This is a genomic window from Paraburkholderia graminis (assembly GCF_003330785.1).
Taxonomy (GTDB): Bacteria; Pseudomonadota; Gammaproteobacteria; order Burkholderiales; family Burkholderiaceae; genus Paraburkholderia; species Paraburkholderia graminis.
This window is the reverse complement of the sequence record NZ_CP024934.1, coordinates 472,586-499,359: the sequence shown is the minus strand read 5'-3', so window position 1 is coordinate 499,359 and position 26,774 is coordinate 472,586. Positions and strand designations below refer to the sequence as shown.

General features: G+C 64.1%; 26 protein-coding genes. 8 read left to right on the top strand and 18 right to left on the bottom strand.

Going from position 1 to position 26,774, the window contains the following annotated elements; translation table 11 throughout:
• Nucleotides 1–220: 220 nt before the first annotated feature.
• The 15 genes from clsB to CUJ91_RS02175 form a co-directional block, all read right to left on the bottom strand.
• Nucleotides 221–1,480 (bottom strand): cardiolipin synthase ClsB, encoded by a 1,260-nt coding sequence (gene clsB / locus CUJ91_RS02250; protein ID WP_029970479.1) that lies wholly within the window; start codon nucleotides 1,478–1,480, stop codon nucleotides 221–223.
• The gene (gene nudB, locus CUJ91_RS02245; protein WP_053857506.1) at nucleotides 1,477–1,962 is read right to left on the bottom strand and encodes a dihydroneopterin triphosphate diphosphatase; all 486 of its coding nucleotides are present in this window, start codon (nucleotides 1,960–1,962) and stop codon (nucleotides 1,477–1,479) included. The genes clsB and nudB overlap by 4 nt, the downstream gene beginning before the upstream one ends.
• 175 nt (nucleotides 1,963–2,137) lie before the next feature.
• The gene (aspS, locus tag CUJ91_RS02240) at nucleotides 2,138–3,937 is read right to left on the bottom strand and encodes an aspartate--tRNA ligase (RefSeq protein ID WP_006047965.1); all 1,800 of its coding nucleotides are present in this window, start codon (nucleotides 3,935–3,937) and stop codon (nucleotides 2,138–2,140) included.
• 76 nt (nucleotides 3,938–4,013) lie between these two features.
• Complete coding sequence (locus CUJ91_RS02235; RefSeq protein WP_006047966.1) at nucleotides 4,014–4,667, bottom strand: DUF502 domain-containing protein; 654 nt, start codon at nucleotides 4,665–4,667, stop codon at nucleotides 4,014–4,016.
• 72 nt (nucleotides 4,668–4,739) lie between these two features.
• On the bottom strand, nucleotides 4,740–5,126 hold the full coding sequence (locus tag CUJ91_RS02230; RefSeq protein WP_114155785.1) for an FmdB family zinc ribbon protein: 387 nt from the start codon (nucleotides 5,124–5,126) through the stop codon (nucleotides 4,740–4,742).
• 221 nt (nucleotides 5,127–5,347) lie between these two features.
• A complete protein-coding gene (locus tag CUJ91_RS02225; protein WP_114155784.1) occupies nucleotides 5,348–5,983 on the bottom strand; it encodes a methyltransferase domain-containing protein in 636 nt (211 codons plus the stop codon).
• Between the two features lie 39 nt (nucleotides 5,984–6,022).
• The gene (gene ubiB / locus CUJ91_RS02220) at nucleotides 6,023–7,600 is read right to left on the bottom strand and encodes a ubiquinone biosynthesis regulatory protein kinase UbiB (protein ID WP_006047969.1); all 1,578 of its coding nucleotides are present in this window, start codon (nucleotides 7,598–7,600) and stop codon (nucleotides 6,023–6,025) included.
• Between the two features lie 15 nt (nucleotides 7,601–7,615).
• On the bottom strand, nucleotides 7,616–8,260 hold the full coding sequence (locus CUJ91_RS02215; RefSeq protein ID WP_029970486.1) for a ubiquinone biosynthesis accessory factor UbiJ: 645 nt from the start codon (nucleotides 8,258–8,260) through the stop codon (nucleotides 7,616–7,618).
• A gap of 193 nt (nucleotides 8,261–8,453) precedes the next feature.
• Nucleotides 8,454–9,452 (bottom strand): Tim44 domain-containing protein, encoded by a 999-nt coding sequence (locus CUJ91_RS02210; protein WP_114155783.1) that lies wholly within the window; start codon nucleotides 9,450–9,452, stop codon nucleotides 8,454–8,456.
• Between the two features lie 38 nt (nucleotides 9,453–9,490).
• Entirely contained in the window at nucleotides 9,491–10,222 is a 732-nt protein-coding gene (gene ubiE / locus CUJ91_RS02205; protein ID WP_006047972.1) for a bifunctional demethylmenaquinone methyltransferase/2-methoxy-6-polyprenyl-1,4-benzoquinol methylase UbiE, read from the bottom strand.
• A 67-nt stretch (nucleotides 10,223–10,289) separates the two neighbouring features.
• The gene (locus CUJ91_RS02200) at nucleotides 10,290–10,703 is read right to left on the bottom strand and encodes a gamma-butyrobetaine hydroxylase family protein (protein ID WP_006047973.1); all 414 of its coding nucleotides are present in this window, start codon (nucleotides 10,701–10,703) and stop codon (nucleotides 10,290–10,292) included.
• 84 nt (nucleotides 10,704–10,787) lie between these two features.
• Nucleotides 10,788–11,216 (bottom strand): HIT family protein, encoded by a 429-nt coding sequence (locus tag CUJ91_RS02195; protein WP_006047974.1) that lies wholly within the window; start codon nucleotides 11,214–11,216, stop codon nucleotides 10,788–10,790.
• A 34-nt stretch (nucleotides 11,217–11,250) separates the two neighbouring features.
• Nucleotides 11,251–15,345: a DUF3683 domain-containing protein gene (locus tag CUJ91_RS02190; protein ID WP_006047975.1), complete on the bottom strand. Its 4,095-nt coding sequence runs from the start codon at nucleotides 15,343–15,345 to the stop codon at nucleotides 11,251–11,253.
• A gap of 380 nt (nucleotides 15,346–15,725) precedes the next feature.
• Nucleotides 15,726–16,190 carry a DUF2269 family protein gene (locus tag CUJ91_RS02180; protein WP_006047976.1) on the bottom strand — a complete coding sequence of 155 codons (465 nt, stop codon included), beginning with the start codon at nucleotides 16,188–16,190 and terminating at the stop codon, nucleotides 15,726–15,728.
• Nucleotides 16,191–16,197: 7 nt separating this feature from the next.
• Nucleotides 16,198–17,565 (bottom strand): SDR family oxidoreductase, encoded by a 1,368-nt coding sequence (locus tag CUJ91_RS02175; RefSeq protein WP_114155782.1) that lies wholly within the window; start codon nucleotides 17,563–17,565, stop codon nucleotides 16,198–16,200.
• On the opposite strand from CUJ91_RS02175, the gene CUJ91_RS02170 reads away from it, so the two are divergent.
• The 7 genes from CUJ91_RS02170 to queF all read left to right on the top strand — a co-directional run bounded on the left by CUJ91_RS02170 (nucleotide 17,564) and on the right by queF (nucleotide 22,454).
• Entirely contained in the window at nucleotides 17,564–18,106 is a 543-nt protein-coding gene (locus CUJ91_RS02170) for a hypothetical protein (protein ID WP_029970492.1), read from the top strand. The genes CUJ91_RS02175 and CUJ91_RS02170 overlap by 2 nt on opposite strands.
• 103 nt (nucleotides 18,107–18,209) lie before the next feature.
• Nucleotides 18,210–18,413 carry a hypothetical protein gene (locus CUJ91_RS02165; protein ID WP_029970493.1) on the top strand — a complete coding sequence of 68 codons (204 nt, stop codon included), beginning with the start codon at nucleotides 18,210–18,212 and terminating at the stop codon, nucleotides 18,411–18,413.
• Between the two features lie 58 nt (nucleotides 18,414–18,471).
• A complete protein-coding gene (locus CUJ91_RS34275; protein WP_006047980.1) occupies nucleotides 18,472–18,648 on the top strand; it encodes a hypothetical protein in 177 nt (58 codons plus the stop codon).
• 44 nt (nucleotides 18,649–18,692) lie between these two features.
• Complete coding sequence (locus tag CUJ91_RS02160) at nucleotides 18,693–19,064, top strand: hypothetical protein (RefSeq protein WP_006047981.1); 372 nt, start codon at nucleotides 18,693–18,695, stop codon at nucleotides 19,062–19,064.
• Nucleotides 19,065–19,184: 120 nt separating this feature from the next.
• Entirely contained in the window at nucleotides 19,185–20,708 is a 1,524-nt protein-coding gene (gene ilvA, locus CUJ91_RS02155) for a threonine ammonia-lyase, biosynthetic (protein ID WP_244230960.1), read from the top strand.
• Between the two features lie 22 nt (nucleotides 20,709–20,730).
• Nucleotides 20,731–21,633 carry a 5'-nucleotidase gene (locus tag CUJ91_RS02150; RefSeq protein WP_006047983.1) on the top strand — a complete coding sequence of 301 codons (903 nt, stop codon included), beginning with the start codon at nucleotides 20,731–20,733 and terminating at the stop codon, nucleotides 21,631–21,633.
• On the top strand, nucleotides 21,630–22,454 hold the full coding sequence (gene queF / locus CUJ91_RS02145) for an NADPH-dependent 7-cyano-7-deazaguanine reductase QueF (protein ID WP_114155780.1): 825 nt from the start codon (nucleotides 21,630–21,632) through the stop codon (nucleotides 22,452–22,454). Before CUJ91_RS02150 ends, queF begins: the two co-directional genes overlap by 4 nt.
• A gap of 64 nt (nucleotides 22,455–22,518) precedes the next feature.
• On the opposite strand, the gene CUJ91_RS02140 is transcribed toward queF, so the two are convergent.
• The 3 genes from CUJ91_RS02140 to CUJ91_RS02130 all read right to left on the bottom strand — a co-directional run bounded on the left by CUJ91_RS02140 (nucleotide 22,519) and on the right by CUJ91_RS02130 (nucleotide 25,363).
• The gene (locus CUJ91_RS02140; RefSeq protein WP_006047985.1) at nucleotides 22,519–22,905 is read right to left on the bottom strand and encodes a RidA family protein; all 387 of its coding nucleotides are present in this window, start codon (nucleotides 22,903–22,905) and stop codon (nucleotides 22,519–22,521) included.
• A gap of 82 nt (nucleotides 22,906–22,987) precedes the next feature.
• Nucleotides 22,988–24,469, bottom strand: coding sequence for an N-acyl-D-amino-acid deacylase family protein (locus CUJ91_RS02135; protein ID WP_006047986.1), 1,482 nt, complete (start codon nucleotides 24,467–24,469; stop codon nucleotides 22,988–22,990).
• Between the two features lie 3 nt (nucleotides 24,470–24,472).
• Nucleotides 24,473–25,363, bottom strand: coding sequence for a MurR/RpiR family transcriptional regulator (locus tag CUJ91_RS02130; protein WP_114155779.1), 891 nt, complete (start codon nucleotides 25,361–25,363; stop codon nucleotides 24,473–24,475).
• Between the two features lie 112 nt (nucleotides 25,364–25,475).
• On the opposite strand from CUJ91_RS02130, the gene CUJ91_RS02125 reads away from it, so the two are divergent.
• Complete coding sequence (locus tag CUJ91_RS02125; RefSeq protein WP_006047988.1) at nucleotides 25,476–26,753, top strand: amino acid deaminase; 1,278 nt, start codon at nucleotides 25,476–25,478, stop codon at nucleotides 26,751–26,753.
• Nucleotides 26,754–26,774 lie beyond the last annotated feature (21 nt).

The window sequence follows — 26,774 nt, the reverse complement described above, 5'->3', positions numbered from 1 at the left end:
CTTCGCGCCGCTCACGGTGCGCGGTGCGGTGCCATCGGCGCACGCTGCTTGATGGCAGAGGTCTTTGACGCCGACGCATGGGCTCGCATCTTCTCGCGTCGGGCGCTTGACCGCTGGTGAGCGGCGATTATGGTTTCGGGGTCGGCGAAGGGGCTGCGCGAAAAGTCTGAAAGACATCGGGAAATGGTTGAGCGTGCTTGTGAAGCGTCGGCCTTATCCGCTAATCGTAGCCGCCCACCGTCAGCACCTTCATCGCCAGCCGATACGTCGTGTAGGCGAGCCAGTTAAGCAACCGTTCGCCGGCCGGACGCGCGTCGTAGTGCGCCTCGTCGATGCGCCGGGAGTCCTTGAACGCGACGAGGATCGCTTCGCGAAGCGCGTCGATCGACGGATCGTTCACCAGCACGACATTGGCCTCGTTATTCAGCATGAGGCTCAGCGCGTCGAGATTGGACGAGCCCACGGTCGCCCAGTTCGAGTCGACCACCGCGACCTTGCCGTGCAGCATGGTCTTCTCGTACTCGGCGATCTGCACGCCCGCCCGCAGCAACGCGCGATAGAGAAAAGGCACCGCGTAGTCGAGCGCCTTGAACTCCTTGCGGCCGATAATCAGCTTCACCACGACGCCGCGCCGCGCCGCATACACGAGCGCGCGACGCAGCTTGCGGCCAGGCATGAAGTACGGATTCGCGAGCAGCACCTCGTTGCGCGCCTGGCCGATCGCCGTCAGATACGCCTTTTCGATGGCACGCCGATTGATCAGGTTGTCGCGCGCGACGAACGCCACGCACGGTTCGCCGCCCGCCCACAGTTCTTCGTTGCGGCGCCGGCGTCGACGGCGCAGGCTGCCGAGCGACGCGGACGTCTTCGGACTGAGATCGGGCTCGAGCGACTCCACCGGCCGATGCCCGACGCGAATCCGCCGCCATTGCACTTCGAACGCCTGGCGCACGTCGCTCACCACAGGCCCATGCAATTCGACCGCGAAATCCCAGCGCCGGTACGGCAGCGTCTCGCCGTTGTTTTCGTAATCGTCGACGATGTTGATGCCGCCGCAATATGCAAACGCGTCGTCGATCACGGCGAGCTTGCGGTGCGTGCGCGAGAAACCGAAGCGCCCGAAAATGTGCGGGTTGTAGATGCGATGCTCGATGCCCGCGCCGGTCCACTCGTCGAACATCGGCAGGCGGGCGGTGCCGACACCGTCGGTGATCACGCGCACACGCACGCCGCGCGCCGCCGCGCGCAGCAGCGCCGCGTTGACCATCTGCCCGGCCTCGTCGTAGCAAAAGATATAGGTTTCGAGAACCACGTCGCGCTCGGCGGCATCCACACGCTGCACAAGCGCGCTGAAGAACTCGTCGCCGGAGCGCAGCAGCTTGACGTCGTTACCGCTCGTGAAGCGGTAGCGCTGCCAATAGCGGCGGCCGAGCAGCGATTGCCGCAGACGGGCGAAACGGCGTGCGCCGCCGACGCTCATCGGCGAGACTCCGAACGCTTGCGCAACCTGTTCGGCAACTGCAGGATCGCATCCGCATTCGACGACGAAAAGCAGCGCGACGCCGCCTCTTCATACGGCAGCCAAAGAAACGCAGTGTGCTCGCGCGGCGCGAGCGTGACTTCGAGGCGCTCGGGCACTTCCACGCTGAACCAGTGCTCGGTGTTGTGGATCACGCCTTCGGCATAGCGATGCAGGAACTGCGGATAGATCTCGTATTCGATCGAGTATTGCCAGTCGAACAGTGCGCTTTGCGGCACAGCAGCGCTGCCGATCACGATGCCGGTTTCCTCGGCCACTTCGCGCATGGCCGTTTCGGCGAGCGGTTCGTCGAGCCGGTCTTTCGAACCCGTCACCGACTGCCAGAACCCCGGCATATCGGCGCGCTCGATCAACAGCACATCGAGCGAGGGCGTATGAATGACGACGAGTACGGACTGCGGGATCTTCGGCGGTTTCGGCATGATGTGAAAACTGGGCGCAATGCTGCGCGATACATGTCGGCGGGTGGTCCAATGAACAGTCGAAAGCTGTTGCATCGACTGTAACGCAAAAAACGAAAAAGGCGCCGGAGTTTCCTCCCGCGCCTTTTCGTTTTGCTTCTGCTGTCGTTTTCAGACAGCACCCGGCATCAAATCATCACGCCTTCGGTTCCGGCGTGCGCAGACGGATGTGCAACTCGCGCAACTGGCGCTCGTCCACTTCGCTCGGCGCCTGCGTGAGCAGATCTTGCGCGCGCTGCGTCTTCGGGAACGCGATCACGTCGCGGATCGAATCGGCGCCGGCCATCATCGTGACGATGCGGTCCAGACCGAACGCGATGCCGCCATGCGGAGGCGCGCCGTACTGCAACGCGTCGAGCAGGAAGCCGAATTTGGCTTGCGCTTCTTCGGCGTTGATCTTGAGCGCGCGGAACACCTTGCTCTGCACTTCCTCGCGATGGATACGCACCGAGCCGCCGCCGATTTCCCAGCCGTTCAGCACCATGTCGTAGGCCTTCGCGAGGCAGCGCGCCGGGTCCGATTCCAGGTACTCGAGGTGCTCGTCTTTCGGGCTCGTGAACGGATGATGCGCGGCGACGTAGCGGTTGTCTTCCTCGTCGTATTCGAACATCGGGAAGTCGACCACCCACAGCGGCTTCCAGCCGGACTCGACGAGGCCATTGGCCTTGCCGAATTCCGAATGGCCGATCTTCAGACGCAGCGCGCCCAGGCTGTCGTTCACCACCTTCGCGCGATCCGCCGCGAAGAAAATGATGTCGCCGTCTTGCGCGCCGGTGCGCTCGATAATCGCCTTGACCGCTTCGTCATGCAGGTTCTTGACGATCGGGCTTTGCAGACCGTCGCGGCCCTTCGCCACTTCGTTGACCTTGATCCACGCGAGACCCTTCGCGCCGTAAATGCGCACGAATTCCGTATAGCTGTCGATGTCGCCACGCGAAAGCTCGCCGCCCTTCGGCACGCGGATGGCGGCAACGCGGCCGTCTTTCGAGTTGGCCGGCGTGCTGAACACCTTGAATTCGACGTCTTTAACCGCGTCGGTCAGGTCGGTGAATTCGAGCTTCACGCGCAGGTCCGGCTTGTCCGAACCGAAGCGGCGCATGGCTTCCGAATACTCCATGACCGGGAACTTCTCGTCGAGCGAAACGCCGATCGTTTCCTTGAACACATGACGGATCATCGCCTCGAAGAGATCGCGAATTTCCTGTTCCGACAGGAACGAGGTTTCACAGTCAATCTGCGTGAATTCCGGCTGACGGTCGGCGCGCAGGTCTTCGTCGCGGAAGCACTTGGTGATCTGGTAGTAGCGGTCGAAGTTCGCCACCATCAGGAGCTGCTTGAAGAGCTGCGGCGACTGCGGCAGCGCGAAGAACTGACCGGGGTTCGTACGCGACGGCACCAGGTAGTCGCGCGCGCCTTCCGGCGTGCTCTTGGTCAGCATCGGCGTTTCGATGTCGATGAAACCGAGCGTGTCGAGGTACTTGCGCACTTCGATCGCGACGCGGTAACGCAGACGCAGGTTGTGCTGCATCTGCGGACGGCGCAGATCGAGCACGCGATGCGTGAGGCGCGTGGTCTCCGACAGGTTGTCGTCGTCGAGCTGGAACGGCGGCGTGACCGACGCGTTCAGCACGATCAGTTCGTGGCACAGCACTTCGATCTTGCCGCTCTTGAGCGCGGCGTTCGTCGTGCCTTCGGGACGCGCGCGCACCACGCCCTTGATCTGCAGACAGAACTCGTTGCGCACGTCTTCGGCCGCCTTGAACATCTCCGCGCGATCCGGGTCGCAGACGACCTGAACGAGGCCTTCGCGGTCACGCAGGTCGATGAAGATAACGCCGCCGTGGTCGCGGCGGCGGCTGACCCAGCCGCACAGCGAGACGGTTTGGCCCAGTAGTTCTTCGGTCACCAGACCGCAGTATTCAGATCTCATCGACATGATGTTTGACTTTCGTTTTGCATTGGTTGATCGGCGCGCCGCAGTTCGACACTGCGTGAAACGTTGCGCGCCGGCATTACAGCGGAGGCTCGACTGTCGTCCGGCGCACCGGCGCCGGAGGCGCGGACGGCGCCACGACGCCCATCGAGACGATGTACTTGAGCGCGGCGTCGACCGTCATGTCGAGTTCGATCACTTCGCTCTTGGGCACCATCAGGAAGAAGCCGGACGTTGGATTCGGCGTGGTCGGCACATAAACGCTGACGTGATCTTCTTTCAGGTGATTGATCACGTCGCCGCCCGGAATGCCGGTCAGAAACGCAATCGTATAGCAGCCGCGGCGCGGGTATTCGATCAGCAGCGCCTTGCGAAACGCGTTGCCGCTGCTCGACAGCAGCGTGTCGGACACCTGCTTGACGCTCGTGTAGATCGGCCCGACCACGGGAATGTGCGCGACCACGACTTCCCACCACTTCACGAGCTTCTGCCCGACGAAGTTCTGAGTCAACAGCCCGACGACAAAGATGAATGCCAGTGTCAGAACCGCGCCGAGGCCGGGCAGGCGGAAACCGAACACGCGCTCGGGCTGCCATGCGCGCGGCAGCAGCAACAGCGTCTGATCCATCGTGCCGATGATCAGACCGAGCACCCACAGCGTGATGGCCAAAGGCACCAGCACCAGGAGGCCAGTCAGAAACACCGATTTGAGCGTCGTTTTTTTCGTCGTCATGTGTACCGCCAGAAAGCCGCGCCGCCGAAGCAATGCGCGGCGTGTGCGCCGCCCGCGAGGGCGGCAGTGCTACTAGACGCTGCTGGAGCCGCTTGCGGGCGTGCTGGCCGCCGGCGTTGCAGCCGGTGCTGCCGGCGCCGCGGCTGAACTGCTGGCTGCGGCTGTGTCGGATTTGGCGGCGCCGTTGCTGGCAGCCGCGGCGTTCTCGCCCGAGGCGCCGTTGGCAGCGCCATTCGACGCGCCGTTGGCGTCGGCCTTCGCGGGCGCGCCGCTGTTGCCGCCGCGGAAGTCGGTCACGTACCAGCCGGAGCCCTTCAACTGGAAGCCCGCGGCCGTGACCTGTTTGCGAAAAGTGTCTTTCCCGCACTCGGGACATTGCGTCAACTGGGGGTCGCTCATCTTCTGAAGGACGTCCTTCCCAAAGCCGCATGACTCGCAACGATAAGCGTAGATCGGCATGACCTGTTCCCTACTGAAATCTTGTAAACGCTTGCAAAGCCTTGAATTATAGCCGCAAACCGTAACGCTCCCCGGCATTTTGGGGATGAGCGTCCGGCGCAGCCGCCGTCGCGCCAGATGGGGGCGCTTGCATGAAAAATCAAGGGCCGCGCGAGCAATGCGTAGGCGCGGCGGCGCTCGAACCGGCAGCGGCGGCGGCCTCGGTGGGCGATGCTCGACGTTCAGCCTCGGCGGCGCCACGTCAGCCAACGCTCGCGTCCCGCAAACACCGCGATCGAATCGCTGACCGCCTCGTCTTCGATCAATTCGAAATGCGGCGTGAGCAGCGTCTCGAGTTCAGCGCGCTCGATGCCGAACGGCGGCCCTTTCGGCGTCGATCCGATAAAAAAGAAGCCGGCGAGCAGCGCGCCTGCCGGCAACAGTTCGGCCATGCGGCGCGCATAGTCGTCGCGGCGCGCAGGCGGCAACGCGCACAGAAACGCGCGCTCGTAGATCCATGCGGGCGCAAACGGCGGCTCGTAGCTGAAAAAATCCGCCTGTTCGACGAGCTGTGCATGCTGTTCGCCCAACTGCGCGCGCGCCGCCGCGACGGCTGCGTGCGAAAAGTCGATGGCGCGCACCGGACTGCCGTGCGCGGCCAGCCAGGCCGCTTCGTAGGCGCTGCCACAACCGGGAATCAGCACCGCCTCGCCGGCATGACGCCCCGCGAACGACTGAAACGCCGATGGCACGCCCGCCTGGTCCCACGGCGTGAAATGACGCTCGAAACGCTCGTCCCAGAACGCCGGCGAATTCGGATCGCGGCTCTCGAAATCGGGCATCGGGGATTGGGTCGGATCTTGGGTCGGATCGCTCATCGTTCGCCTCGCATTCGGGCCGCTTAGGCTTCGCTTGGATCAGGCGCCGTACGCCAGCGCGAGGAACACGCGCGCAAGCGCCGCGCCGACACCGACGGCCACGCCGAACAGCAGCAATCCTTGCAGCAGCCGGTTCGTGCGTTTCTGCTCGAGCAGGATCTGCCGGATCATGTCGTCGTTGCCGACGCGCCCATGATCGTGCCGCTCGGCCAATACATGATGGATCAGCCGCGGCAATTGCGGCAGCGTCTTGCTCCACTGCGGCGCCTCGATCTTCAACCGCTCGTACCAGCCGCGCAGCCCGATCTGCTCGTTCATCCAGCGTTCGAGATAGGGCTTCGCCGTCTTCCACAAATCGAGTTCGGGATCCAGCGAGCGGCCGAGCCCTTCGACGTTGAGCATGGTTTTTTGCAGCAGCACGAGCTGCGGCTGAATTTCGACGTTGAAGCGGCGCGACGTCGAAAACAGGCGCATCAGCACCTGACCGAGCGAAATGTCCTTCAGCGCGCGGTCGAAATACGGCTCGCATACCGCGCGAATCGCGCTTTCCAGTTCCTCGACGCGCGTGGTCGGCGGCACCCAGCCCGACTCCAGATGCAGCGTCGCGACGCGATGGTAGTCGCGCTTGAAAAAGGCGAGGAAGTTCTGCGCGAGGTAGTTCTTGTCGAAGTCCGACAGCGCCCCGATGATGCCGAAATCAAGCGCGATGTAGCGGCCGAAGTGCGCCGGATCGAGGCTCACCTGGATGTTGCCAGGGTGCATGTCCGCATGGAAAAAGCCGTCGCGGAACACCTGCGTGAAGAAAATCTCCACACCTTCGCGCGCGAGCTTCGGAATATCCACGCCCGCCGCGCGCAGCGTATCCACCTGGCTGATCGGCACGCCGACCATGCGCTCCATCACGAGCACGGTGGGCGTGCAAAATTCCCAATACATTTCGGGCACGAGCAGCAAGTCGAGCCCGGCAAAATTGCGGCGCAACTGGCTGCCGTTGGCGGCCTCGCGCATCAGATCGAGTTCGTCGTGCAGATACTTGTCGAACTCGGCGACCACCTCGCGCGGCTTCAGGCGCTTGCCGTCGGCCCACAAGCGCTCGGCCCATACGGCGATGTCGCGCAGCAACGCGAGGTCTGAATCAATCACCGGCAGCATGTTCGGGCGCAGCACTTTCACGGCGACAGCCTTGCCCGCGTGCTGCCCGGCCTTCACGGTCGCGAAGTGCACCTGCGCGATGGAAGCGCTCGCCACCGGCACCCGCTCGAAATCGTCGAACAGCACATCGACCGGCGCGCCGAGCGACTTCTCGACGAGCCCGATGGCCACCGTCGAATCGAACGGCGGCACCTGGTCCTGGAGCTTCGCGAGTTCGTTCGCGATGTCGACGGGCAACAGATCGCGCCGCGTCGACAGCACCTGCCCGAACTTGACGAAGATCGGCCCGAGGCTTTCTAGCGCGAGGCGCAAGCGCACGCCAGGCGGCGCGTCGAAATTCCGTCCGAGCGTGGTGATACGCAGCAGCATGCGCACGCGCCGGTCGTTGATGCGGCCGAGCATCATCTCGTCGAGACCGAAGCGGATAACCGTGAAAAAGATCTTGAGGAAACGCAGAAAACGCATAGTGGTGCCCGGTGACTAGCGCGTGCCGCGCAACGTGGCGGCGCTGCCCGGCGCGGCGGCGCCGCGGGCTTCGACCTTCTGTTCAAGACGCTGGATGCGTTTTTCGACTCGCGCGAGCGCATCGCGTGCTTGCGCCAGCTCGACGTTGAAGTCGTCGAGCGCGGTGCGGCGCACGAGTTGCGGATTTTCGTCCAGCAGATATTCGGCGGCCGTGTCGAGCAGATTGCGGCCGGTGCGCTGCACATGTTCGCCGACCGTGCGCGCAATCGACGCGACCCGCCACGCGGGCCCGTCGCCGATCAGCTTCGCCAGATCTTCTTCCGGCTCCCAGCGCAAATGCTCCGCCAGTTTGGCGATGACGGTCGCGAACTCGGCGTCGCCGTCGATCTTCACGTGCTTCATGACGGCGGCCTGGCCACCCTGGACGAACGCCGGCAACGCATCCGACGGCACCGAAAGCGTCACGTCGAACTGTTGCGCATCGGTTTCGCCGAGCGCGCCCAGATAGCCGTCCGGCTGCACGACGAGCGCCAGCACGACCGGCGGCGACGACAGTCGCGCGGTCTTGCCCGCGTAAGGGGCGAGGCGCTCGCGAGCCCACGATTCGCGGGCGAGCAGATGATTGACGGCAGCGACAAAGGGCTTGGCGGCGAGGGTCATTGAAGGTGGCAAGAAAAAACCCGCGGGAGCGACTGCTCGCGCGGGTTCCTATTGTAACGTCCGTTCGCTTCGCGGCCTGCCTGGCTGAACGGCTAATCGTGGGCCTTGATGATCAACCGCGGATCAGCGTCGGGCGACATGTGCGCACGTTGCAAGCGAACCACCGGACCGACGGCCGCGACGCTCTCGCGTCTCAGTGCTGCGCGACCTGCTGGATGCCGGCGAGCAGCCAGCCTTCGCCCGGACGGTTCGCCTTGGACAGATTCCACACTTCGACGAACGGCTCGGCCGCCGCACCCGGCGCCTCGCGGATCAGCCCGGAGAAGCGCACGCTCGCGAAGTATTCGTTCGCGCGTTCTTCGACGCCGAGCAGATCGGCGTTCAACTGCACGACATCGGTCTGATTCGTTCCGGCGCCGCGCGAAGACAGGTCGACGCGAACCTCGGCGAACATTTCCGGCGTGGTGAACTCGCGAATGTCGTCGATATTGCCGACGTCCCATGCGGCTTGCAGTCGCACGAAATACACCTTCGCGTTGCGCAGGAAGGCTTCGGAATCGAAGCCGGCCGGCACGCTCGGCGTTGCGTTCACCGACGGCGTGGTCAGCGGATTGCCTTGCGGCTCAAGATACGAACCGGCAGGCGGCGCCGTGTAGCGCGGCTCTTGCGGCTCCTGCGTATAGCCCGTGGCGCCGGAATTCAGCGACGGCGAATGCCCCGCGTAAGCCGGTTGCGACGTATCGCGCTTGCGGCCCAGGAAGCGGCGGATCAGCCAGATGCCGATCATCGCGAGCAATGCGATCACGATGATGTTGGCCATGGCGCCCGCGAACGCGCCGCCCAGACCGAAGTGCGACAGCAACGCGGCGATGCCGAGACCGGCCGCCAGACCGGCGATCGGCCCAAGCCAGCGCGAGCGGTTAGGCTGCGCGGCCGGCGCCGGTGTAGGCGCAGGCGCGGGTTGCGCGCGCTGCTGCATGGCCGGGTTGGTCGGCGAAGGTTGCGGCGCAGCCTGCTGCTGAACGGTGTTCGACTGACGGCCGATGCTGCGGCCGCCGCCCATGCGGCGCGCTTCGGCGTCGAGCGAGGCGACGGAGCCGGCGACGATCAGACCGACCATTGCGATCAGTCCGATTCTTCTCGCCAGCGACCGCTTGACCTTACGGGGAGATAACAGCATTGAATCGGACATTTCGGTGCATTCCTTTAAAAATCGACGGGTTAGGAACCCTAGTATTTGGTCCCCACATGCAAAGCTACCACGCCGGCTGACAAATTGTAATATTTGACGCTGTCGAGGCCCGCTTGTTCCATCATTGTTTTTAAAGTTTCCTGGTCCGGGTGCATGCGGATCGATTCGGCCAGGTAGCGGTAGCTCTCCGCGTCTTTCGCAAAACGCTCGCCGAGCCACGGCAAGACCTTGAACGAATAGACGTCGTAGGCCTTTTTCAGCGGGTCCCAGACCTTCGAGAATTCCAGCACGAGCAGACGCCCGCCCGGCTTCAGCACGCGGCGCATTTCCGCCAGCGCGATGTCCTTATGCGTCATGTTGCGCAAGCCGAATGCCACGGTGACCACATCGAAGTAGTTGTCCGGGAAGGGAATCTTCTCGGCGTCGCAGAGCAGCGCCGGCGTAATCACGCCCTTGTCGAGCAGACGGTCGCGGCCGACACGCAGCATCGACTCGTTGATGTCCGTGTGCCAGACCTCACCGGTTTCGCCCGCCTGCTTCGCGAACGCCTTCGACAGATCGCCCGTGCCGCCCGCGATGTCGAGCACCTTGTAGCCCGGCCGCACGTGGGCCTGCGCGATCGTGAACATCTTCCACGCACGGTGCAACCCGCCCGACATCAGGTCGTTCATCAAGTCGTAGTTGGCGGCCACCGAGTGGAACACGCCCGCCACCTTCTGCGCCTTTTCCTGTTCGTCGACCGATTGAAAGCCGAAGTGGGTTTTGCTCATCGCGCTTGTCCTTTCCGCGTATTCTGAAAATATTGCGCCGCAGGTGCGGCAGTTCTGGCGAATCGTATCAGTGACGGTGGCCGTGCGCAGCGCCCGGCGGGGCCATCGGCGTATCGCGGTCGACGCCGGCCGCAGCCAGTTTGTCGAGATACGCGCGCCACAGTTCATCCTGGCGCCGTGCCAGATCGTAGAGCAGGTCCCACGAATAGATGCCGGTGGAGTGCCCGTCGGAGAACGTCGGCTGAATGGCGTAGTTGCCGACGCCTTCGATCATCGTGATCGTGACGTCGCGCTTGCCGGTTTGCAGCGTTTCCTGGCCGGGACCGTGGCCCTGTACTTCCGCCGACGGCGAATACACGCGCAGCAGCTCGAACGGCAGCCGGTACGATTCGCCGCTCGCGTACTGCAATTCCAGCACGCGCGACTTCGAATGCACGACGACGCCGGTCGGCACCGGAGTATCGGGAGTCAGTCCGCTCATGATGGCCTCGATGGGTCGATATGAAAGCGCCGCCGCGCCCGATGCGCCCCATGAGCGCGGCGCGAAGCGGCGGGTGAATGGCGCTCAGGCGAGAGCGTGTTCGATTTCCTGCCGCACCGCTTCGCGCAGCAGCGTGGCCTGCGCGCGGCGCGACGACAGCATCGCTTCGGACACCGTGCGCTGGCGCGGCGCCCAGATGGGCAGCGGGAAATGAGCGTCGTTCGAGAAACGCGGAATGACGTGCCAATGCACATGCGGCACCTGGTTGCCAAGGCTCGCGAGGTTCACCTTCGCCGGCTGAAGAATGCGCCGCATCGCGCGCTCGACCGCATACACCGCCTTCATCACGCGATCGCGGCCCGCCGCGTCGAGATCCGAAAACTCCGCTACGTGCTCGTTCCAGATCACGCGGCAAAAGCCCGGGTAATCGTGTTCGTCGGCGAGGACGACGCGCAAGGTGTCGTCCTGCCACAGCACATCGCCGCCATCTTCACGGCAAAAAACGCAATCCATCGTCGTCCTCAGGCAAAAATCGTCAGTCGTGCCATTAAACCAGCACGCGCTCGATTCCGCCATTGTTCGCACGCTGCACGTAGTCGACCATCCAGTCTTCACCGAGCACGTGACGCGCCATTTCCACGACGATGTAATCCGCCTCGATGCCCGCGTCTTCGTTGTAGCGCGACAGACCTTGCAGGCACGACGGGCAGCTCGTGAGAATCTTGACGTCGGTGGCGCCCTTCGGCTGCGGACCGTCGCCGGCCTTCAGCACGGAGCCATTCGCCGCACCCGCGGTGCCGGCCGATGCATTGGCCGGATTGATCGCGTTCGCGCCAGCTTCGGCGACGAGCGGAATACCGCGCAGCTTGGCCGCGCCCTTGCGGATTTCCTCTTCCTTGCGAAAGCGCACCTGCGTCGAAATGTCGGGACGCGTGACCGCGAGCGTGCCCGATTCGCCGCAGCAACGATCGTTCTTTTCGATCTTGTAGCCGTCCTTCTCGGAACCCATCAGCGCGTTCACCAGCTTGACCGGGTCCATCGTCTTGATCGGCGTGTGGCACGGGTCGTGGTACATGTAGCGCGTGCCTGTGACGCCGTCGAGCTTCATGCCTTTTTCAAGCAGAAACTCGTGAATGTCGATGATCCGGCAGCCCGGGAAAATCTTGTCGAATTCATAACCGGCGAGCTGGTCGTAGCAGGTGCCGCACGACACCACCACCGTTTTGATGTCGAGATAGTTCAGCGTATTCGCGACGCGATGGAACAGCACGCGATTGTCGGTGACGATCTGCTCGGCCTTGTCGAACTGACCCGAGCCGCGCTGCGGATAGCCGCAGCACAGATAGCCCGGCGGCAGCACGGTTTGCACGCCCGCTTCCCACAGCATCGCCTGAGTCGCTAGGCCGACCTGCGAGAAAAGCCGCTCCGAACCGCAACCGGGGAAGTAGAACACCGCTTCCGTATCGGCCGTGGTCGTCTTCGGATTGCGGATGATCGGGACGATCTTGTTGTCCTCGATATCGAGCAATGCGCGCGCGGTTTTCTTCGGCAGATTGCCCGGCATCTTCTTGTTCATGAAGTGGATCACCTGCTGCGTGACCGGCGGCTTGCCGACCGTTGCGGGCGGGTGCGCCGTCTGCTTCTTCGCGAACTTCTTCAGCACTTCGTTGCCGAGGCGCTGCGCCTTGTAGCCGATGCCCATCATCGCCGTGCGCGCGAGGTTGATGGTCTGCGGATTCGTCGCGTTGAGGAAGAACATGCCGGCTGCGTTGCCCGGATTGAACTTCTTCTTGCCCATTTTGCGCAGCAGGTTGCGCATGTTCATGGTCACGTCGCCGAAGTCGATCTTCACCGGGCACGGCGTCACGCATTTGTGGCACACGGTGCAGTGATCGGCGACATCGCCGAACTCGTCCCAATGCTTGATCGACACGCCGCGGCGCGTCTGCTCTTCGTACAGGAACGCCTCGACCAGCAGCGAGGTCGCGAGAATCTTGTTGCGCGGGCTGTACAGCAGGTTCGCGCGCGGCACGTGGGTCGCGCACACCGGCTTGCACTTGCCGCAACGCAAACAGTCCTTGATCGACTCCGAAATCGCGCCGATATCCGACTGCTGCATGATCAGCGATTCATAGCCCATCAGGCCGAAGCTCGGCGTGTAGGCGTTACGCAAGTCCGCGCCTTCGAGCAGCTTGCCCGCGTTGAAGCGGCCATGCGGATCGACGCGCTGCTTATACGCGCGGAATTCGCCGATCTCGTCGTCGGTGAGAAATTCGAGCTTCGTGATGCCGATGCCGTGCTCGCCGGAAATCACGCCGTCGAGCGAACGCGCGAGCTTCATGATGCGCGCGACCGCCGTGTGGGCGTCCTGCAGCATCTCGTAGTTGTCGGAGTTCACCGGCAGGTTCGTGTGCACGTTGCCGTCGCCCGCGTGCATGTGCAGCGCGACGAACACGCGGCCGCGCAGCACCTGCTTGTGGATCGCCTGCGCTTCGTCGAGGATCGGCTTGAACTCGCCGCCGTTGAAAATCTGCCGCAATTCAGCGCGGATTTCCTGCTTCCACGACACGCGGATCGTTCGGTCCTGCGTGACATGGAACACGGTCGCATCAGCTTGTGCGTCGACGCGATCGGCGAATTTTTCGGCGAGCGCTTCGTAGCCGAGCCCGACGAGATAATGCTGCGCCTCGCGCAACGACAGGTCGAGCTTGTCGCGCAAAAACTCCCAACGCGTGCGCACGCGCTTGAGCAGATCCAGCGCCTGCTGCACGCGGTCTTCGAGCAGTTCGGCGCTCGGAATTTCATTGGCGTCGTCGCTCTTGCCGAGCGGCAGCTTGCCTGCCTTGAAGAACGCTTCCAACGCGTCGACCAGTTGCAGCTTGTTCTTGATCGACAGCTCGATGTTGATCCGCTCGATGCCGTCCGTGTACTCGCCCATGCGGTCGAGCGGAATCACCACGTCTTCGTTGATCTTGAACGCGTTGGTGTGCTTCGCGATCGCGGCGGTGCGGCTGCGGTCGAGCCAGAAGCGCTTGCGCGCCTCGGCGCTCACCGCGACGAAACCTTCGCCGCTCTTGCCGTTGGCCATGCGCACGACTTCCGACGTGGCCTGCGCCACCGCATCCGCATCGTTACCGACGATGTCGCCGATCAGCACCATCTTCGGAAAGCCGTTGCGCTTGCTCTTGGTCGCGTAGCCGACCGCGCGCAGATAGCGCTCGTCGAGGTGTTCGAGGCCGGCCAGAATCGCGCCGCCCTGCTTCGACGTTTCGAACAGATAGTCCTTGATTTCGACGATGCTCGGAATCGCTTCGCGCGCCTGGCCGAAGAATTCGAGGCACACAGTGCGCGTATGCGCGGGCATCTTGTGCAGCACCCAGCGCGCGGACGTGATGAGTCCGTCGCAGCCTTCCTTCTGCACGCCCGGCAAACCGGCGAGGAATTTGTCGGTGACGTCTTTACCCAGGCCTTCCTTGCGGAACACGCGGCCCTTGATGTCGAGCGCTTCCGTGCGCAGCAGCTTCTCGCCCGGCGCATAGTTGCCGTCGAACCATTTCAGCTCGAAACGCGCGACTTCGATATCGTGAATCTTGCCGAGGTTGTGATCCAGACGCGTGACTTCGAGCCAGTTGCCTTCCGGATCGACCATGCGCCACCAGGCGAGGTTGTCGAGCGCCGTGCCCCACAACACCGCTTTCTTGCCGCCCGCGTTCATCGCGACATTGCCGCCGACGCACGATGCGTCGAGCGAAGTCGGATCGACGGCGAACACGAAGCCCGCCTGCTCGGCCGCCTCGGTCACGCGGCGCGTGACGACGCCCGCGCCGGAGAAAATGGTCGGCACTTTGCGATCGACGCCCGGCAGTTCGGTCATTTCCACTGCGCCGAGCTGTTCGAGCTTTTCGGTATTGATGACGGCCGAGAACGGCGTGAGCGGCACCGCGCCGCCCGTGTAGCCGGTGCCGCCGCCGCGCGGAATCACCGTCAGCCCGAGCTCGAAGCACGCCTTGATCATGCCGGCGATCTCGGCTTCGGTATCCGGCGTCAGCACGACGAACGGATACTCGACGCGCCAGTCGGTCGCGTCGGTCACGTGCGACACGCGCGACAAACCGTCGAACTTGATGTTGTCCTTTTCGGTGACGCGACCGAGCACCTTCGTCGCGCGGCGGCGCAGATCGTAGGTCTTCTGAAATTCGCTTTCGAATTCGTCGACGGCGCGGCGCGCGGCCTGCACCAGCGTTTCCACGCGCGCGGCGCGGTCGACGCCCGCTTCGTCGCCGTGCTCGGTGAGATCGGCGCGGCGGCGCTTCTCGATCTCCGACAGCCGGTGATGCAGCGCCTCGATCAGCATCGCGCGGCGCTTGGGGTTGTCGAGCAAGTCGTCCTGCAGATACGGGTTACGGCGCACCACCCAGATGTCGCCGAGCACTTCGTACAGCATGCGCGCGGAGCGGCCGGTGCGGCGCTCAGCGCGCAGTTCGGCCAGCGCGGCCCAGGCGTCGTCGCCTAGCAGACGAATGACGATTTCCCGGTCGGAAAACGACGTGTAGTTGTAGGGAATTTCGCGCAGGCGCGCTTCGGGATCGGCGGCGACCGCAGTGGCGGCTCCGTGCGGATCGAATACTTGAGGTGCGTTCATGTGTGGACGACTCGGTGGATCAGCCCGACGCTCTCGTGGCGAGGCGCCGGCTGACTGTGCGCGTGGGGCGCAATGCTTGGAAATCTTCTTGGGAGCGAAGCGCCACCGACGGTCTACTCACGTCGGACGCTTCGCGGCGCTCAGATACTGCTACACGATCGTGCCTGGCGGACGTGACGCTCCGCCGCGGGGCGAGACTCACGCGGGACGGGCATCAAATGGGCGATCCGAGGCTGCCAGTGCATCTTCCGATCCTTATTCCAAAATGGAATTCTACCGCATCGGCCAACGCCGCGTTGAGGGCGGAAAAGGAGGCGGCGGCGGGGCTGAGGGCCAGGCAGTGCACCGCAGTCCGCGCTATGAGCCGCCCCATTCCGCACTCAGGCGCCCTTCGTCACCATCAGCCAGAAGATGCCGACAAAGGCAAAGAATGCGATTGCGCCGAGCGCGACCCAGATCCACAGCATTCGCCAGTAGGCGGCGCTCAGCGGACGCCCGGTTTCAGCGCTCACGCGGGCCGACGCGGCGAGGCGCATCTGCAGGAACACCACGGGCAGCCAGCAGCCGATGGCCAGCACATACAGCCCGATCGACCACGCGAGCCAGCCGCTTGCCAACTGCATGTTCGCCAGATGCGCGAGGTAAAGCCCGGTGGCCGGCTGCAGGATCGCGGTGGGCGTGGTGAACAGCCAGTCGGCGATCACCACGAGCCGGGTGACGCGCGCGACGGTCCTCGCATCGCGGCCGAGACTGGTCAGCAGCATGTAAAAGGCGGAGCCGATGCCGGTGCCGAACAGAATCGTCGATGAAAGCACGTGCAGCCATTTGATGACGAGGTAGGTCATGGGTAATTCAGGGGTTAGCGACGGCTTTACCGGCGCGGGCGGATCGCTCACCGCCGCCGCCGTCGAACTGGATCAGCAGAATCAGCAGCGCGATCATCGGCAGATTCTTCGAGAGCGGCCCATACGGATGCAGCCAGAATTCGGGCAAGCGCCAACTGATCAGCGCCGTATAAAGCACGATCAGCACGATCTGCAATGTCCAAAGCCGAGCGCGCGGACCCAGGCGCCGCGGCCAAACCAGCGAGAGCACGCCGAACGCAAGGTCGAGTAACGCCGCGCCGTAGAGCAGCAATGGCGCGAGCGCCGCCGGCGCCCCGACCCGCGCCAGCAGTTCCAGGCTCGACGCACGCGGGTACAGCCACGCCGACACGATCGCCGTCCAGATCCACACCGCCGCGATCGATATGCGCAGCAACGGCAACAGCCACATCAAACGCGCGGGCGTACCAAAGCTCTCGCGCTCGACGGGCATCTCCGACAGCGCGCGCGGCGCCCTTCCGAGCAGCCGCTCGAAACGGTCGGTCGGCGCGACGTTGCCGCGCTCGAGCATCGCGAGCGCGTCGGCGCTCATCAGCGAGCCCGGCAGCAGCGCGCCCAGCCTGGTTGCCAGCCTGACGAGCGGCATCGGCACCGGCAGGAACCAGCCACGCGGGCTGCCGGCTACCCGTCGCAAGACGGCCAGGTATTCCCTCAGCGTCATCGGCTCCCGGCCGACGGCCGCGACACGACGCGTCGTCGGCGTCGTCGGTGCGGCTGCGTTGGGCGTGTCGCCGGCCGGCGGGGCCAGCGCGCCTGCCACGACCAGCTCGACGACATCGTCGATATGAACCGGCTGAATGCGCTGCGCGCCCGCGCCGGGCAGCGGCACGACCGGCAGCGTCGCCCACGCGGCGAAAAAGCGCGTGCTGCGGCCCTCGGGTGCGAACACGAGCGACGGCTGCACGATCAACGACGAAACCGGCAGCGCGAGCAGCGCTTCGTCGGCGGCGAGCTTGCTGCGGTGATAGGGGCTTTGCGCGAGCGCATCGGCGCCGAGCGCGGAAATCTGCACGATGCGCCGCACGCCCGCGGCGACCGCGGCCTTGAACAGCGCGATCGGCGCCTCGGTGTGCAAGCGCCGGAAGTCGTTGCCGGTCGCGTCGCTAAAAATGCCGACCGCGTTGACCACTACGTCGACGCCCGCGAGCAGCGGCATCAACTTTGCTGCATCGCCGAGGCCCGCGAAGTCCAGATGGACCAGCCGGCAGCCGCGCAAGCGCTGCGCGGCACGGACGGGATCGCGCACGCCGCACACGACGGAGTGGCCCGCCGCCACCAGCGCGTTCGCGACTCGCGCGCCAATCATGCCGGTAGCACCTGCAAGGAAGATGACCATGGGACTCGACATAAGACCGTTAGAAGACATCGTGCTGCCCGGACTCGTTGCCGGCGCGCTTTCGACGCTGGCGCTCGGCGCGTGCGCGCGCCTCATCGGCAAGCGCGCGACCGCGCCTGTCAGCGCCGTAAGCCACTGGGTCTGGCCGCAAGAAGTGAACCAGACCGCCCGCCCGCGCCCGCGCCACCTGGTGACGGGGCTGGCGATTCATCATCTGATGTCGGTGGGATGGGCGGCCGTCAATGCGTACACGCTTGCAGCCGTTCAGGAGTCCGCCGGGTTATGCGGCGACTCGCGCCCAGAACACGGTCGACGCGTCGCGCTCGCGAGCGCGTTGACGGTCGTCGCCGCCTTCAGCGACTACGTGATCGCGCCGAAGCGCTTCACGCCGGGCTTCGAGTTTCATTTGCGGGTGCCGCACATCGCGGCGGTGTACGTCGCATTCGGCGCGGGGCTGGTTGCGCCGTTTGTCGTCGAGGATTTTTGCCGGAGAAGGCGGGTCGCGGCCTTGCCCGCTAACGAGGCGATAACCAGGCAATAACGGCGCGATCGCGCGGCACCGCCCGCGCCATCAAGAAGCGAAAACCGCGCGGCACGCGGCATGCTGACCCAAACGACGAACCACCAACTCACGGAGGCTCAGCATGGCAGATCCCGAATCGAAAACCGGGCACATCGAGCAGCAACCGGTGCCCGGCCACACCGAGAACATTCCAACCGACGGCTCCGACGACCGACGCGATGACCACCGTCAGGAAACCGCGGCACCGACGGCCAGCCCCGACACGAAACCCGGCAACCCGCCTGGCTCACAAAGCGACGCCGACCGCACGCGCTCGCCGGACTGAGCCGATACCGCAACCGACGCACCAATCGACACCGCAATCCACACGACAAGGACTTCCCATGACAAGCGAATCCGCCAGCCCGACGCCGCCGCGCCAGTCGCCGAACGATCCGACGGCCGGCGACCGCCGCCTGTCCGACGAACAGAAGCAGTCGGCGAGGAACGAACCCGCGCCGCCCGAACCGGGCCGCGGCGCCGACCTGCCCGATCCGAACGAAGTCGGCGAGGACGGCTAGGCCGCATCGACAACGCCAGACTACAAGGTACAAGGAGAATCGCGATGGCAAGCAAGCAACCCGCCGCGTCCGCGGCGCTAAAGGCCACTTTCAGGCTGTTCGCGGACGGTGATCGCGTCCTTGCGCAGAACGTCGACGGCAAAGTCATCGACATCGGCGCGCTGGAAACGAAAGGCGATCGCTACATCGTGCGGCTCGACGTCGACCCGCCCGCGCTGGAACCGTCGCATTCGGTCGAAGCAGCGCTGCGTGCGGTCTCTTCGCAATTGAACTTCGACTATCTGGACGGGCTTTTCACGAGCGAAGGACCGGTCGACTTTCACGGCGACCTGTTTGCGTTGCCGCACGTCGAATGGCAGCTCGACGAACCGTTGCCGCGCGAACTCACCGACGGCAAGCCGCCGCATATCTTCTAGTCCGCTTGCAGTACGCGCGGGGTTGGGCCTTCGCGGCGCCAACCCCGGCCGGCCAGTGCTCGCACCGTTGGCGCTATCATTGATGCTTTTCCGCCTTCCAGAGCGCATCGCGCCACTCGCATGGCCTCCCACGACTACCTGAAAAAAACCCTCACCGCGCGCGTCTACGACGTGGCCCGCGAGACCGAGCTCGAACGCGCGCCGCATCTGTCGGCGCGTCTGCGTAATCCCGTGTATCTGAAGCGCGAGGATAACCAGCCGGTGTTCTCGTTCAAGGTGCGCGGCGCGTACAACAAGATGGCGCACATGTCCGCCGACGCGCTCGCGCGCGGCGTAATCACCGCGTCGGCGGGCAATCATGCGCAGGGCGTGGCGTTGTCCGCGGCACGCATGGGCGTGAAGGCGATCATCGTGGTGCCGGTCACGACGCCGCAGGTCAAGGTCGATGCCGTGCGCGCGCATGGCGGGCCGACGGTCGAAGTCGTGCAGTTCGGCGAGTCGTTCAGCGATGCGTACGGTCATGCAGTTCAGCTACAGAAAGAGCGCGACCTGACCTTCGTGCATCCGTTCGACGATCCATATGTGATCGCCGGCCAGGGTACGGTCGCGATGGAAATTCTCAGTCAGCATCAAGGCCCGATTCACGCGATCTTCGTGCCGATCGGCGGCGGCGGGCTCGCGGCGGGTGTCGCGGCCTATGTGAAATCGGTGCGCCCGGAGATCAAGGTGATCGGCGTGCAGACCGACGATTCGTGTGCGATGGCGACATCACTGAAAGCGGGCGAACGTGTGACGTTGAACGAGGTTGGTCTGTTCTCCGATGGCACCGCCGTCAAGCTCGTCGGTGAAGAAACCTTCCGCCTGTGCAGCGAATATCTCGACGATGTGCTGCTGGTCAACACCGACGCACTCTGCGCCGCGATCAAGGATGTCTTCCAGGACACGCGCAGCGTGCTCGAACCGGCGGGCTCGCTCGCAGTCGCGGGCGCAAAGCAGTATGCCGAGCGCGAGGGCATCGAGAACCAGACGCTGATCGCGATCACGTCGGGCGCGAACATGAACTTCGACCGGATGCGTTTCGTCGCCGAGCGCGCCGAAGTCGGCGAGGCGCGCGAAGCCGTGTTCGCCGTGACGATTCCGGAAGAGCGCGGCAGCTTCAAACGATTCTGCGAACTGGTCGGCACACGCAGCGTCACGGAGTTCAATTACCGGATCGCGCAGGCCGAATCCGCGCATATCTTCGTGGGCGTCCAGATCAGGAATCGCAGCGAATCGGCGCAGATCGCAAGCGCCTTCGAGGCGCACAACTTCGCCACCGTCGATCTGACTTTCGACGAACTCTCGAAGCAGCATATCCGCTACATGGTCGGCGGACGCTCGCCGCTCGCACACGACGAACGTCTGTTCCGCTTCGAGTTTCCCGAACGGCCGGGCGCGCTGATGAAATTCCTTTCGTCGATGGCGCCCGACTGGAACATCAGCCTCTTCCACTACCGGAACCAGGGCGCGGACTATAGCTCGATTCTCGTCGGCATTCAGGTGCCTGAAACGGATAACGCGGAGTTCGATCGTTTTCTCGCGACGCTCGGCTATCCGTATTGGGAAGAGACGCAGAATCCGGTTTACCGGCTGTTCCTCGGCTGAACTACTGAAACGAAACCCGCAGATGGCTCTTTCGCTTGTCGACAAACTGGTGGTGGCGATCTCGTCGCGCGCGCTCTTCGACTTCGAGGAAGAGAACCGCGTGTACGAGGAAGGCGACCTTCGCGCCTATGAAGCGTTGCAGCGCGAGCGGCTCAATGTCCCCGCGAAACCCGGCGTCGCGTTCCCGCTGATCCGCAAGCTGCTGGCATTGAACACGAGCGGGCATCGCGTGGAAGTGGTGATCCTGTCGCGCAGCGATCCGATCAGCGGCCTGCGCGCGTTTCATTCCTGCCGCGAACATGGACTCGCGATCGAGCGCGGCGTGTTCACGCGCGGACGCGCGCCGTTCGCTTATCTGAAGCCATTGAACGCGTCGCTCTTTTTGTCCGCGAATCAGGACGACGTGCGCGACGCGCTCGCCGCCGGTTTCCCGGCCGCACGCGTGCTGCCGGAATCGGCGAAAATGGCGAGCAAGTATCCGGACGAAATCCGCATTGCTTTCGACGGCGACGCCGTGCTGTTTTCCGACGAAGCCGAGCGCGTGTTTCAGAAGGACGGTTTGCGCGCGTTCGTCGGCCACGAGACGCACAACAAGGATTTGCCGCTTGCCGACGGGCCGCTCAAGCCCTTGCTCGAAGCGCTTCATCGGCTGCAAAAACTCGCGGATCAAGCCGCGCCGATGCATATTCGTACGGCATTGGTGACGGCGCGTTCGGCGCCCGCGCACGAGCGCGCGATCCGAACCCTGATGGCCTGGAACATCGAAATCGACGAAGCGATGTTCCTCGGCGGCCTCGACAAGAGCGCATTTCTGCGCGAGTTCGAGCCGGACTTTTTCTTCGACGACCAAATTGGCCATTGCGAATCGGCCCGCGTCGTGACGGCGACCGGGCACGTGCTGAGTGGCATCGTGAATGCATCATGACACCCGAACAATCACCGCTGGGCAAGGCCTCCACTTACACCGAACAGTACGACGCCTCGCTGCTCTTTCCGATTGCGCGCAAGAACGCGCGCGAGGCGATCGGCATCCACGCGCAATTGCCGTTCTTCGGCACGGACATCTGGAATGCGTATGAGTTGTCGTGGCTGAATCAGCGCGGCAAACCGCAAATCGCAGTGGCCACGTTTTTCGTGCCGGCGGACTCGCCGAACATCGTCGAATCGAAGTCGTTCAAGCTTTATCTCGGCTCGTTTGCGCAGACCGCGTTCGACTCAATTGAAGCGGTGCGCGACACGATCAAACGCGACGTGTCCGCGTCGTGCGGCGCGACGGTCTCTGTCTATCTGACCGGGCCGCATGACTTCGGCAAACTGAAGATGGAAGAGTTCGAAGGCACGTCGCTTGATCGCCTGGATCTCGACACGGACGTGTACACGCCGGACGCTTCCCTGCTGACGGCCGCGCTTCACGAAGCGCCCGTCGAGGAAACGGTGTTCTCGAATCTGCTGAAATCGAATTGCCCGGTGACGGGGCAACCGGATTGGGGCAGCGTGCAGATTCACTACGTCGGCCCGCAAATCGATCATGCAGGCTTACTGCGCTACATCATCTCGTATCGCAATCACACGGGTTTCCACGAGCAGTGCGTCGAGAAGATTTTTATCGACGTGCTGAAGGCGTGCAAGCCGGTGAAGCTCGCGGTTTATGCACGCTATACGCGGCGCGGCGGGCTCGATATCAACCCGTTCCGCACCAACTACAACTTGCCGATGCCGGACAACCTGCGTTTGGCGCGGCAATAAAAAAGTACGTGCGCTTATCGCCGCGGACGTTCATTCGACGCTCCGCGACGAAGCGCTAATAACGTTAAGCCGCCGGCTTCTTATAAGCGACGCAATCCACTTCGACCTTGCAGTCGATCACCATCGACGAAACGACACAGGCGCGCGCCGGCGGATTGTCGCCGAAGTATTCGCGGAACACCTTGTTGAACGACGCGAAGTCGCGCGGGTCGTCGAGCCACACGCCGCAGCGCACGACATGCTCCGCGCCGTAGCCGGCTTCCTTCAGAATCGCGAACACGTTTTGAATCGCCTTATGCGATTGCTCGACGATGCCGCCGTTGATCACCTCGCCGTTTTCCATCGGCGTCTGTCCCGACACGAAGAGCCAACCGTCGGCTTCCACCGCACGCGAAAACGGCATGTGCTGACCGCCCGTTCCCTTACCGCCTTCAACACCATATCGCTTCATCTTTACGCTCCTTGAAAGTTCGGCGCGCGTGGCCGTAGTGCCGCGCGCCGCGATAGATCGTTCAACCAGTTACTCGATAAAATCAGAATGCGCCTTCAGCGTCGCCCTTCGACGCCGCGCCGCGCGCAACGAAATGGCCGGCGCGTTCGCCCGTCACTTCGCCGTTCAGGTACGACAGCACGCCGTTGACCCACACTGCGTCGATGCCGTCAGCCGCTTGCTGCGGCTTTTCAAAAGTAGCCGCGTCGCGCACTTTCGCGGGATCGAACAGCACGAGGTCGGCGTGATAGCCGATATGCACCTCGCCGCGTTGCGCCAGGCCGAAGCGTCGCGCGGAGAGGCTCGTCATCTTGCGCACCGCTTCCTCGAGCGGCAGCAAACCGGCGTCGCGCGCATAGTGGCCGAGCACGCGCGGAAACGCGCCCCACAAACGCGGATGCGGCAGCGGATCGTTCGGCAAGCCGTCGGAGCCGACCATCGTCGCGGGATGCGAGAGGATGCGCCGCACGTCGTCCTCGGACATGTTGTGATAGACCGCGCCCGCCGGTTGCAGGCGCTTGCCCGCTTCCTGCTGCGTGACGCCCCACTCGGCGGCAATCTCCTTCACGAGCTTGCCGGCCATCTCGGGATGCGGCTCCGACCACGTAATCGTAATGTCGATGTCGCCGGTGACCTGCTTCAGATCGAGCGTCGACGAACTGCGGTTGTACGGATAGCAATCGCAGCCGATCGGCTGCATGCGCCGCGCGCCTTCGAGCGAGTTCAGCACTTCGACGCTGCGTCCCCAGTTCGACGGACCCGCGCATTTCAGATGCGAAATGATGACCGGCACGCGTGCATGACGGCCGACGCGATAGGCTTCGTCCATTGCGTCGAGAATCGCGTCGAACTCGGTGCGCATGTGCGTGGTGTAAAGCGCGCCCGCGGCGGCGAGCGGTTCGGCGAGCGCCATCACTTCCTCGGTCGGCGCGGCAAATGCGGAACCGTAAGCGAGTCCGGAACTGAGCCCGAGCGCGCCGTTCGCGAGCGCCTCTTCGAGCTGCGCACGCATGCCTTCGATCTCCTGCGGCGTGGCCGCGCGATCCAGCCGGTCCATCTGGTTGTTGCGCAGCGCCGTGTGCCCGATCAAAGCGCCGACATTCACCGCCGGACGCGCCGCGTTCACCGCCTTCACGTAGTCCGCGAACGTCGGGTACTGGAACGCGTCGCGCTCGCCGAGCAGATTCATCGGATCGGGCGGATCGCCCTTCAGCGCAACCGGCGACGCGCTAATGCCGCAATTGCCGACGATCACCGTCGTCACGCCTTGCGTGATCTTCGGCAGCATTTGCGGCGAGCGGATCACGTGCGTGTCGTCGTGCGTGTGAACGTCGATGAAGCCCGGCGCCAGCGCGCGGCCTTCGGCCTCGATCACGTCTTCGGCGAGCCAGTTCGACAGATTGCCGATCGCGACGATGCGCCCGTCGCGCACGGCCACGTCGCGCTCCACAGGCGGCGCGCCCGTGCCGTCATACAGTTGCGCGCCGACAATCAGCGTATCGGCGGCTTCGGGATGCGAGTGCATGGATCAGTCTCCTAATGGTTGTCGATCGCCGCCGCCACGATGCGTGTCGAGCGCGTGCTTCATGCGGCGCAGCAATTCGCGGCTCTCGTCGCCCTGACTGACGGCCAGTTCGGTGACGAGCACGTCGAGCGCCATCATCATCGCGTAACGCGACGAAGACGGCTTGTAAATGAAGTCGGTCTCGAACGCGACAATCGGGATCAGCCAGTCGGCGAGCTTCGCGAGCGGCGACGCCGGCGCGGTGAGCGCGATCACCGTCGCGCCGTAGCTGCGCGCGATCTTGCAGTTCTCCACCATCTCCGGCACGCGGCCGGTCGTGGAGAGCGCGATCAGCACCGTGTCGCGCGAGACCGTGCTCGCGACCATGCGCTGCAATAGGCCGTCCTGATACGTGGCCACAGGGCGGCCAAGGCGCACGAGCCGGAAACGCATTTCGTCGGCGAGTGCGGTCGAGCCGCCGCCCATGCCGAACACGTAGATCATGCGCGCGGCGCGCAGCGCGGCAGCCGCGTCGGCCAACGGCGCCTGCCGCAGCAATCGATGGTTGTGCGCAAGCGCCGTCTGCAATTCGTCGAACACGCGCGTCGCGATGTGCTCGGGCGCGCCAGCAGGCGTGCCCGCCTGCAAGAACCGCTGGCCGACCGCCGCTGCCTGCGCGAGCCTCAGCTTCAACTCGCGGACGTCGCGGCAGCCCACCGCTTTCGCAAACCGCGTGACCGTCGCGACGCTCACTTCTGCCTGCTCGGCAAGCGCGCCGATGCTGGCGCGCGAGGCGCCCGTCAGATCGTCGAGAATCAGCGCGGCCACCTTGCGCTCGGCCGAACGCAACTCGGGCGCGCATTCGGCAATGCGCGCGACGATGTCGAAGGTCAGCGGTTCGGCGGCGGAGTTCATCGCGGCTCGTGAAAGGGCGTGGTACTAAATAACATTTCTCCGTCCATCGTACTTTCGGTAACATGATAAAGTCAACTTGGATGCAATTTAACCGGACGATGGAGCAGGAGACATGAAAGTTACAAACTATCAGGGCGCAACGATTGATCCTTATAGCAAGGGCTTGGGCATGGTTCCGGGCGCGAGCATCCAGCTCACGGACACCGGGCGTCTCGAGTGGAATCTGCTGAACGAAGACGTGAGCCTGCCGGCCGCCGTGCTGTACGCGGACCGCGTCGAGCACAACCTGAAATGGATGCAGGCATTCGTCGCCGAATACGGCGTCAAGCTCGCGCCGCACGGCAAGACGACGATGGCGCCGCAACTGTTCCGCCGTCAATTGGAAACCGGCGCGTGGGGCATCACGCTCGCCACCGCGCATCAGGTGCGCGCGGCTTATCACGGCGGCGTGTCGCGCGTGTTGATGGCCAACCAGCTCGTCGGGCGCCGCAACATGATGATGGTCGCCGAGTTGCTGAGCGACCCGGACTTTGAGTTCTTTTGCCTCGTCGATTCAGTGGAAGGCGTCGAGCAATTGGGACGCTTTTTCACGTCGGTGAAGAAGCCGTTGCAAGTGCTGCTCGAACTTGGCGTGCCTGGCGGGCGCACCGGCGTGCGCGACGAAGCGCAGCGCAATGCGGTGCTCGAAGCGATCGGCCGCTATCCGGGCGTGCTGAAGCTCGCGGGCGTCGAGTTGTATGAAGGCGTGCTGAAGGAAGAACACGAGGTGCGCGAGTTTCTGCAAAGCGCCGTTGCGGTTACGCGCGCGCTCGTCGACGGCGGGCGTTTCGAGCGTACGCCGGCGATTCTGTCCGGCGCGGGCTCGGCATGGTACGACGTGGTCGCGGAGGAATTCTCGAAGGCGTCGCAGACGGGCAAGGTCGAGGTCGTGCTGCGCCCCGGCTGTTATCTGACGCACGACGTCGGCATTTATCGCAAGGCGCAGACGGACATCTTCGCGCGCAATCCGGTCGCTAAAAAGATGGGCGAAGGCTTGCTGCCTGCGTTGCAATTATGGGCCTACGTGCAGTCGATTCCCGAGCCCGACCGCGCGATCATCGGTCTTGGCAAGCGCGACTCGGCATTCGACGCAGGCTTGCCGGAGCCGGCGCGCCATTACAGGCCGGGCAGCGAGGCGCCGCGCGACATCGCCGCGAGCGAAGGCTGGGAGATTTTCGGCTTGATGGATCAGCACGCGTATATGCGGATTCCCGCAGGCGCCGATCTGAAGGTGGGCGACATGATCGCGTTCGACATCTCGCACCCGTGTCTGACGTTCGACAAATGGCGCCAGGTGCTGGTCGTCGATCCGGCTTATCGCGTGACGGAAGTGATCGAAACGTTCTTCTGATTTTTTGCGTTTGAGGGCGCG

Coding starts and splice junctions, on each gene's coding strand:
- clsB (WP_029970479.1), bottom strand. CDS start 1,480: ATGAGCGTCGGCGGCGCACGCCGTTTCGCCCGTCTGCGGCAATCGCTG.
- nudB (WP_053857506.1), bottom strand. CDS start 1,962: ATGCCGAAACCGCCGAAGATCCCGCAGTCCGTACTCGTCGTCATTCAT.
- aspS (WP_006047965.1), bottom strand. CDS start 3,937: ATGTCGATGAGATCTGAATACTGCGGTCTGGTGACCGAAGAACTACTG.
- CUJ91_RS02235 (WP_006047966.1), bottom strand. CDS start 4,667: ATGACGACGAAAAAAACGACGCTCAAATCGGTGTTTCTGACTGGCCTC.
- CUJ91_RS02230 (WP_114155785.1), bottom strand. CDS start 5,126: ATGCCGATCTACGCTTATCGTTGCGAGTCATGCGGCTTTGGGAAGGAC.
- CUJ91_RS02225 (WP_114155784.1), bottom strand. CDS start 5,983: ATGAGCGATCCGACCCAAGATCCGACCCAATCCCCGATGCCCGATTTC.
- ubiB (WP_006047969.1), bottom strand. CDS start 7,600: ATGCGTTTTCTGCGTTTCCTCAAGATCTTTTTCACGGTTATCCGCTTC.
- CUJ91_RS02215 (WP_029970486.1), bottom strand. CDS start 8,260: ATGACCCTCGCCGCCAAGCCCTTTGTCGCTGCCGTCAATCATCTGCTC.
- CUJ91_RS02210 (WP_114155783.1), bottom strand. CDS start 9,452: ATGTCCGATTCAATGCTGTTATCTCCCCGTAAGGTCAAGCGGTCGCTG.
- ubiE (WP_006047972.1), bottom strand. CDS start 10,222: ATGAGCAAAACCCACTTCGGCTTTCAATCGGTCGACGAACAGGAAAAG.
- CUJ91_RS02200 (WP_006047973.1), bottom strand. CDS start 10,703: ATGAGCGGACTGACTCCCGATACTCCGGTGCCGACCGGCGTCGTCGTG.
- CUJ91_RS02195 (WP_006047974.1), bottom strand. CDS start 11,216: ATGGATTGCGTTTTTTGCCGTGAAGATGGCGGCGATGTGCTGTGGCAG.
- CUJ91_RS02190 (WP_006047975.1), bottom strand. CDS start 15,345: ATGAACGCACCTCAAGTATTCGATCCGCACGGAGCCGCCACTGCGGTC.
- CUJ91_RS02180 (WP_006047976.1), bottom strand. CDS start 16,190: ATGACCTACCTCGTCATCAAATGGCTGCACGTGCTTTCATCGACGATT.
- CUJ91_RS02170 (WP_029970492.1), top strand. CDS start 17,564: ATGGGACTCGACATAAGACCGTTAGAAGACATCGTGCTGCCCGGACTC.
- CUJ91_RS02175 (WP_114155782.1), bottom strand. CDS start 17,565: ATGGTCATCTTCCTTGCAGGTGCTACCGGCATGATTGGCGCGCGAGTC.
- CUJ91_RS02165 (WP_029970493.1), top strand. CDS start 18,210: ATGGCAGATCCCGAATCGAAAACCGGGCACATCGAGCAGCAACCGGTG.
- CUJ91_RS34275 (WP_006047980.1), top strand. CDS start 18,472: ATGACAAGCGAATCCGCCAGCCCGACGCCGCCGCGCCAGTCGCCGAAC.
- CUJ91_RS02160 (WP_006047981.1), top strand. CDS start 18,693: ATGGCAAGCAAGCAACCCGCCGCGTCCGCGGCGCTAAAGGCCACTTTC.
- ilvA (WP_244230960.1), top strand. CDS start 19,185: ATGGCCTCCCACGACTACCTGAAAAAAACCCTCACCGCGCGCGTCTAC.
- CUJ91_RS02150 (WP_006047983.1), top strand. CDS start 20,731: ATGGCTCTTTCGCTTGTCGACAAACTGGTGGTGGCGATCTCGTCGCGC.
- queF (WP_114155780.1), top strand. CDS start 21,630: ATGACACCCGAACAATCACCGCTGGGCAAGGCCTCCACTTACACCGAA.
- CUJ91_RS02140 (WP_006047985.1), bottom strand. CDS start 22,905: ATGAAGCGATATGGTGTTGAAGGCGGTAAGGGAACGGGCGGTCAGCAC.
- CUJ91_RS02135 (WP_006047986.1), bottom strand. CDS start 24,469: ATGCACTCGCATCCCGAAGCCGCCGATACGCTGATTGTCGGCGCGCAA.
- CUJ91_RS02130 (WP_114155779.1), bottom strand. CDS start 25,363: ATGAACTCCGCCGCCGAACCGCTGACCTTCGACATCGTCGCGCGCATT.
- CUJ91_RS02125 (WP_006047988.1), top strand. CDS start 25,476: ATGAAAGTTACAAACTATCAGGGCGCAACGATTGATCCTTATAGCAAG.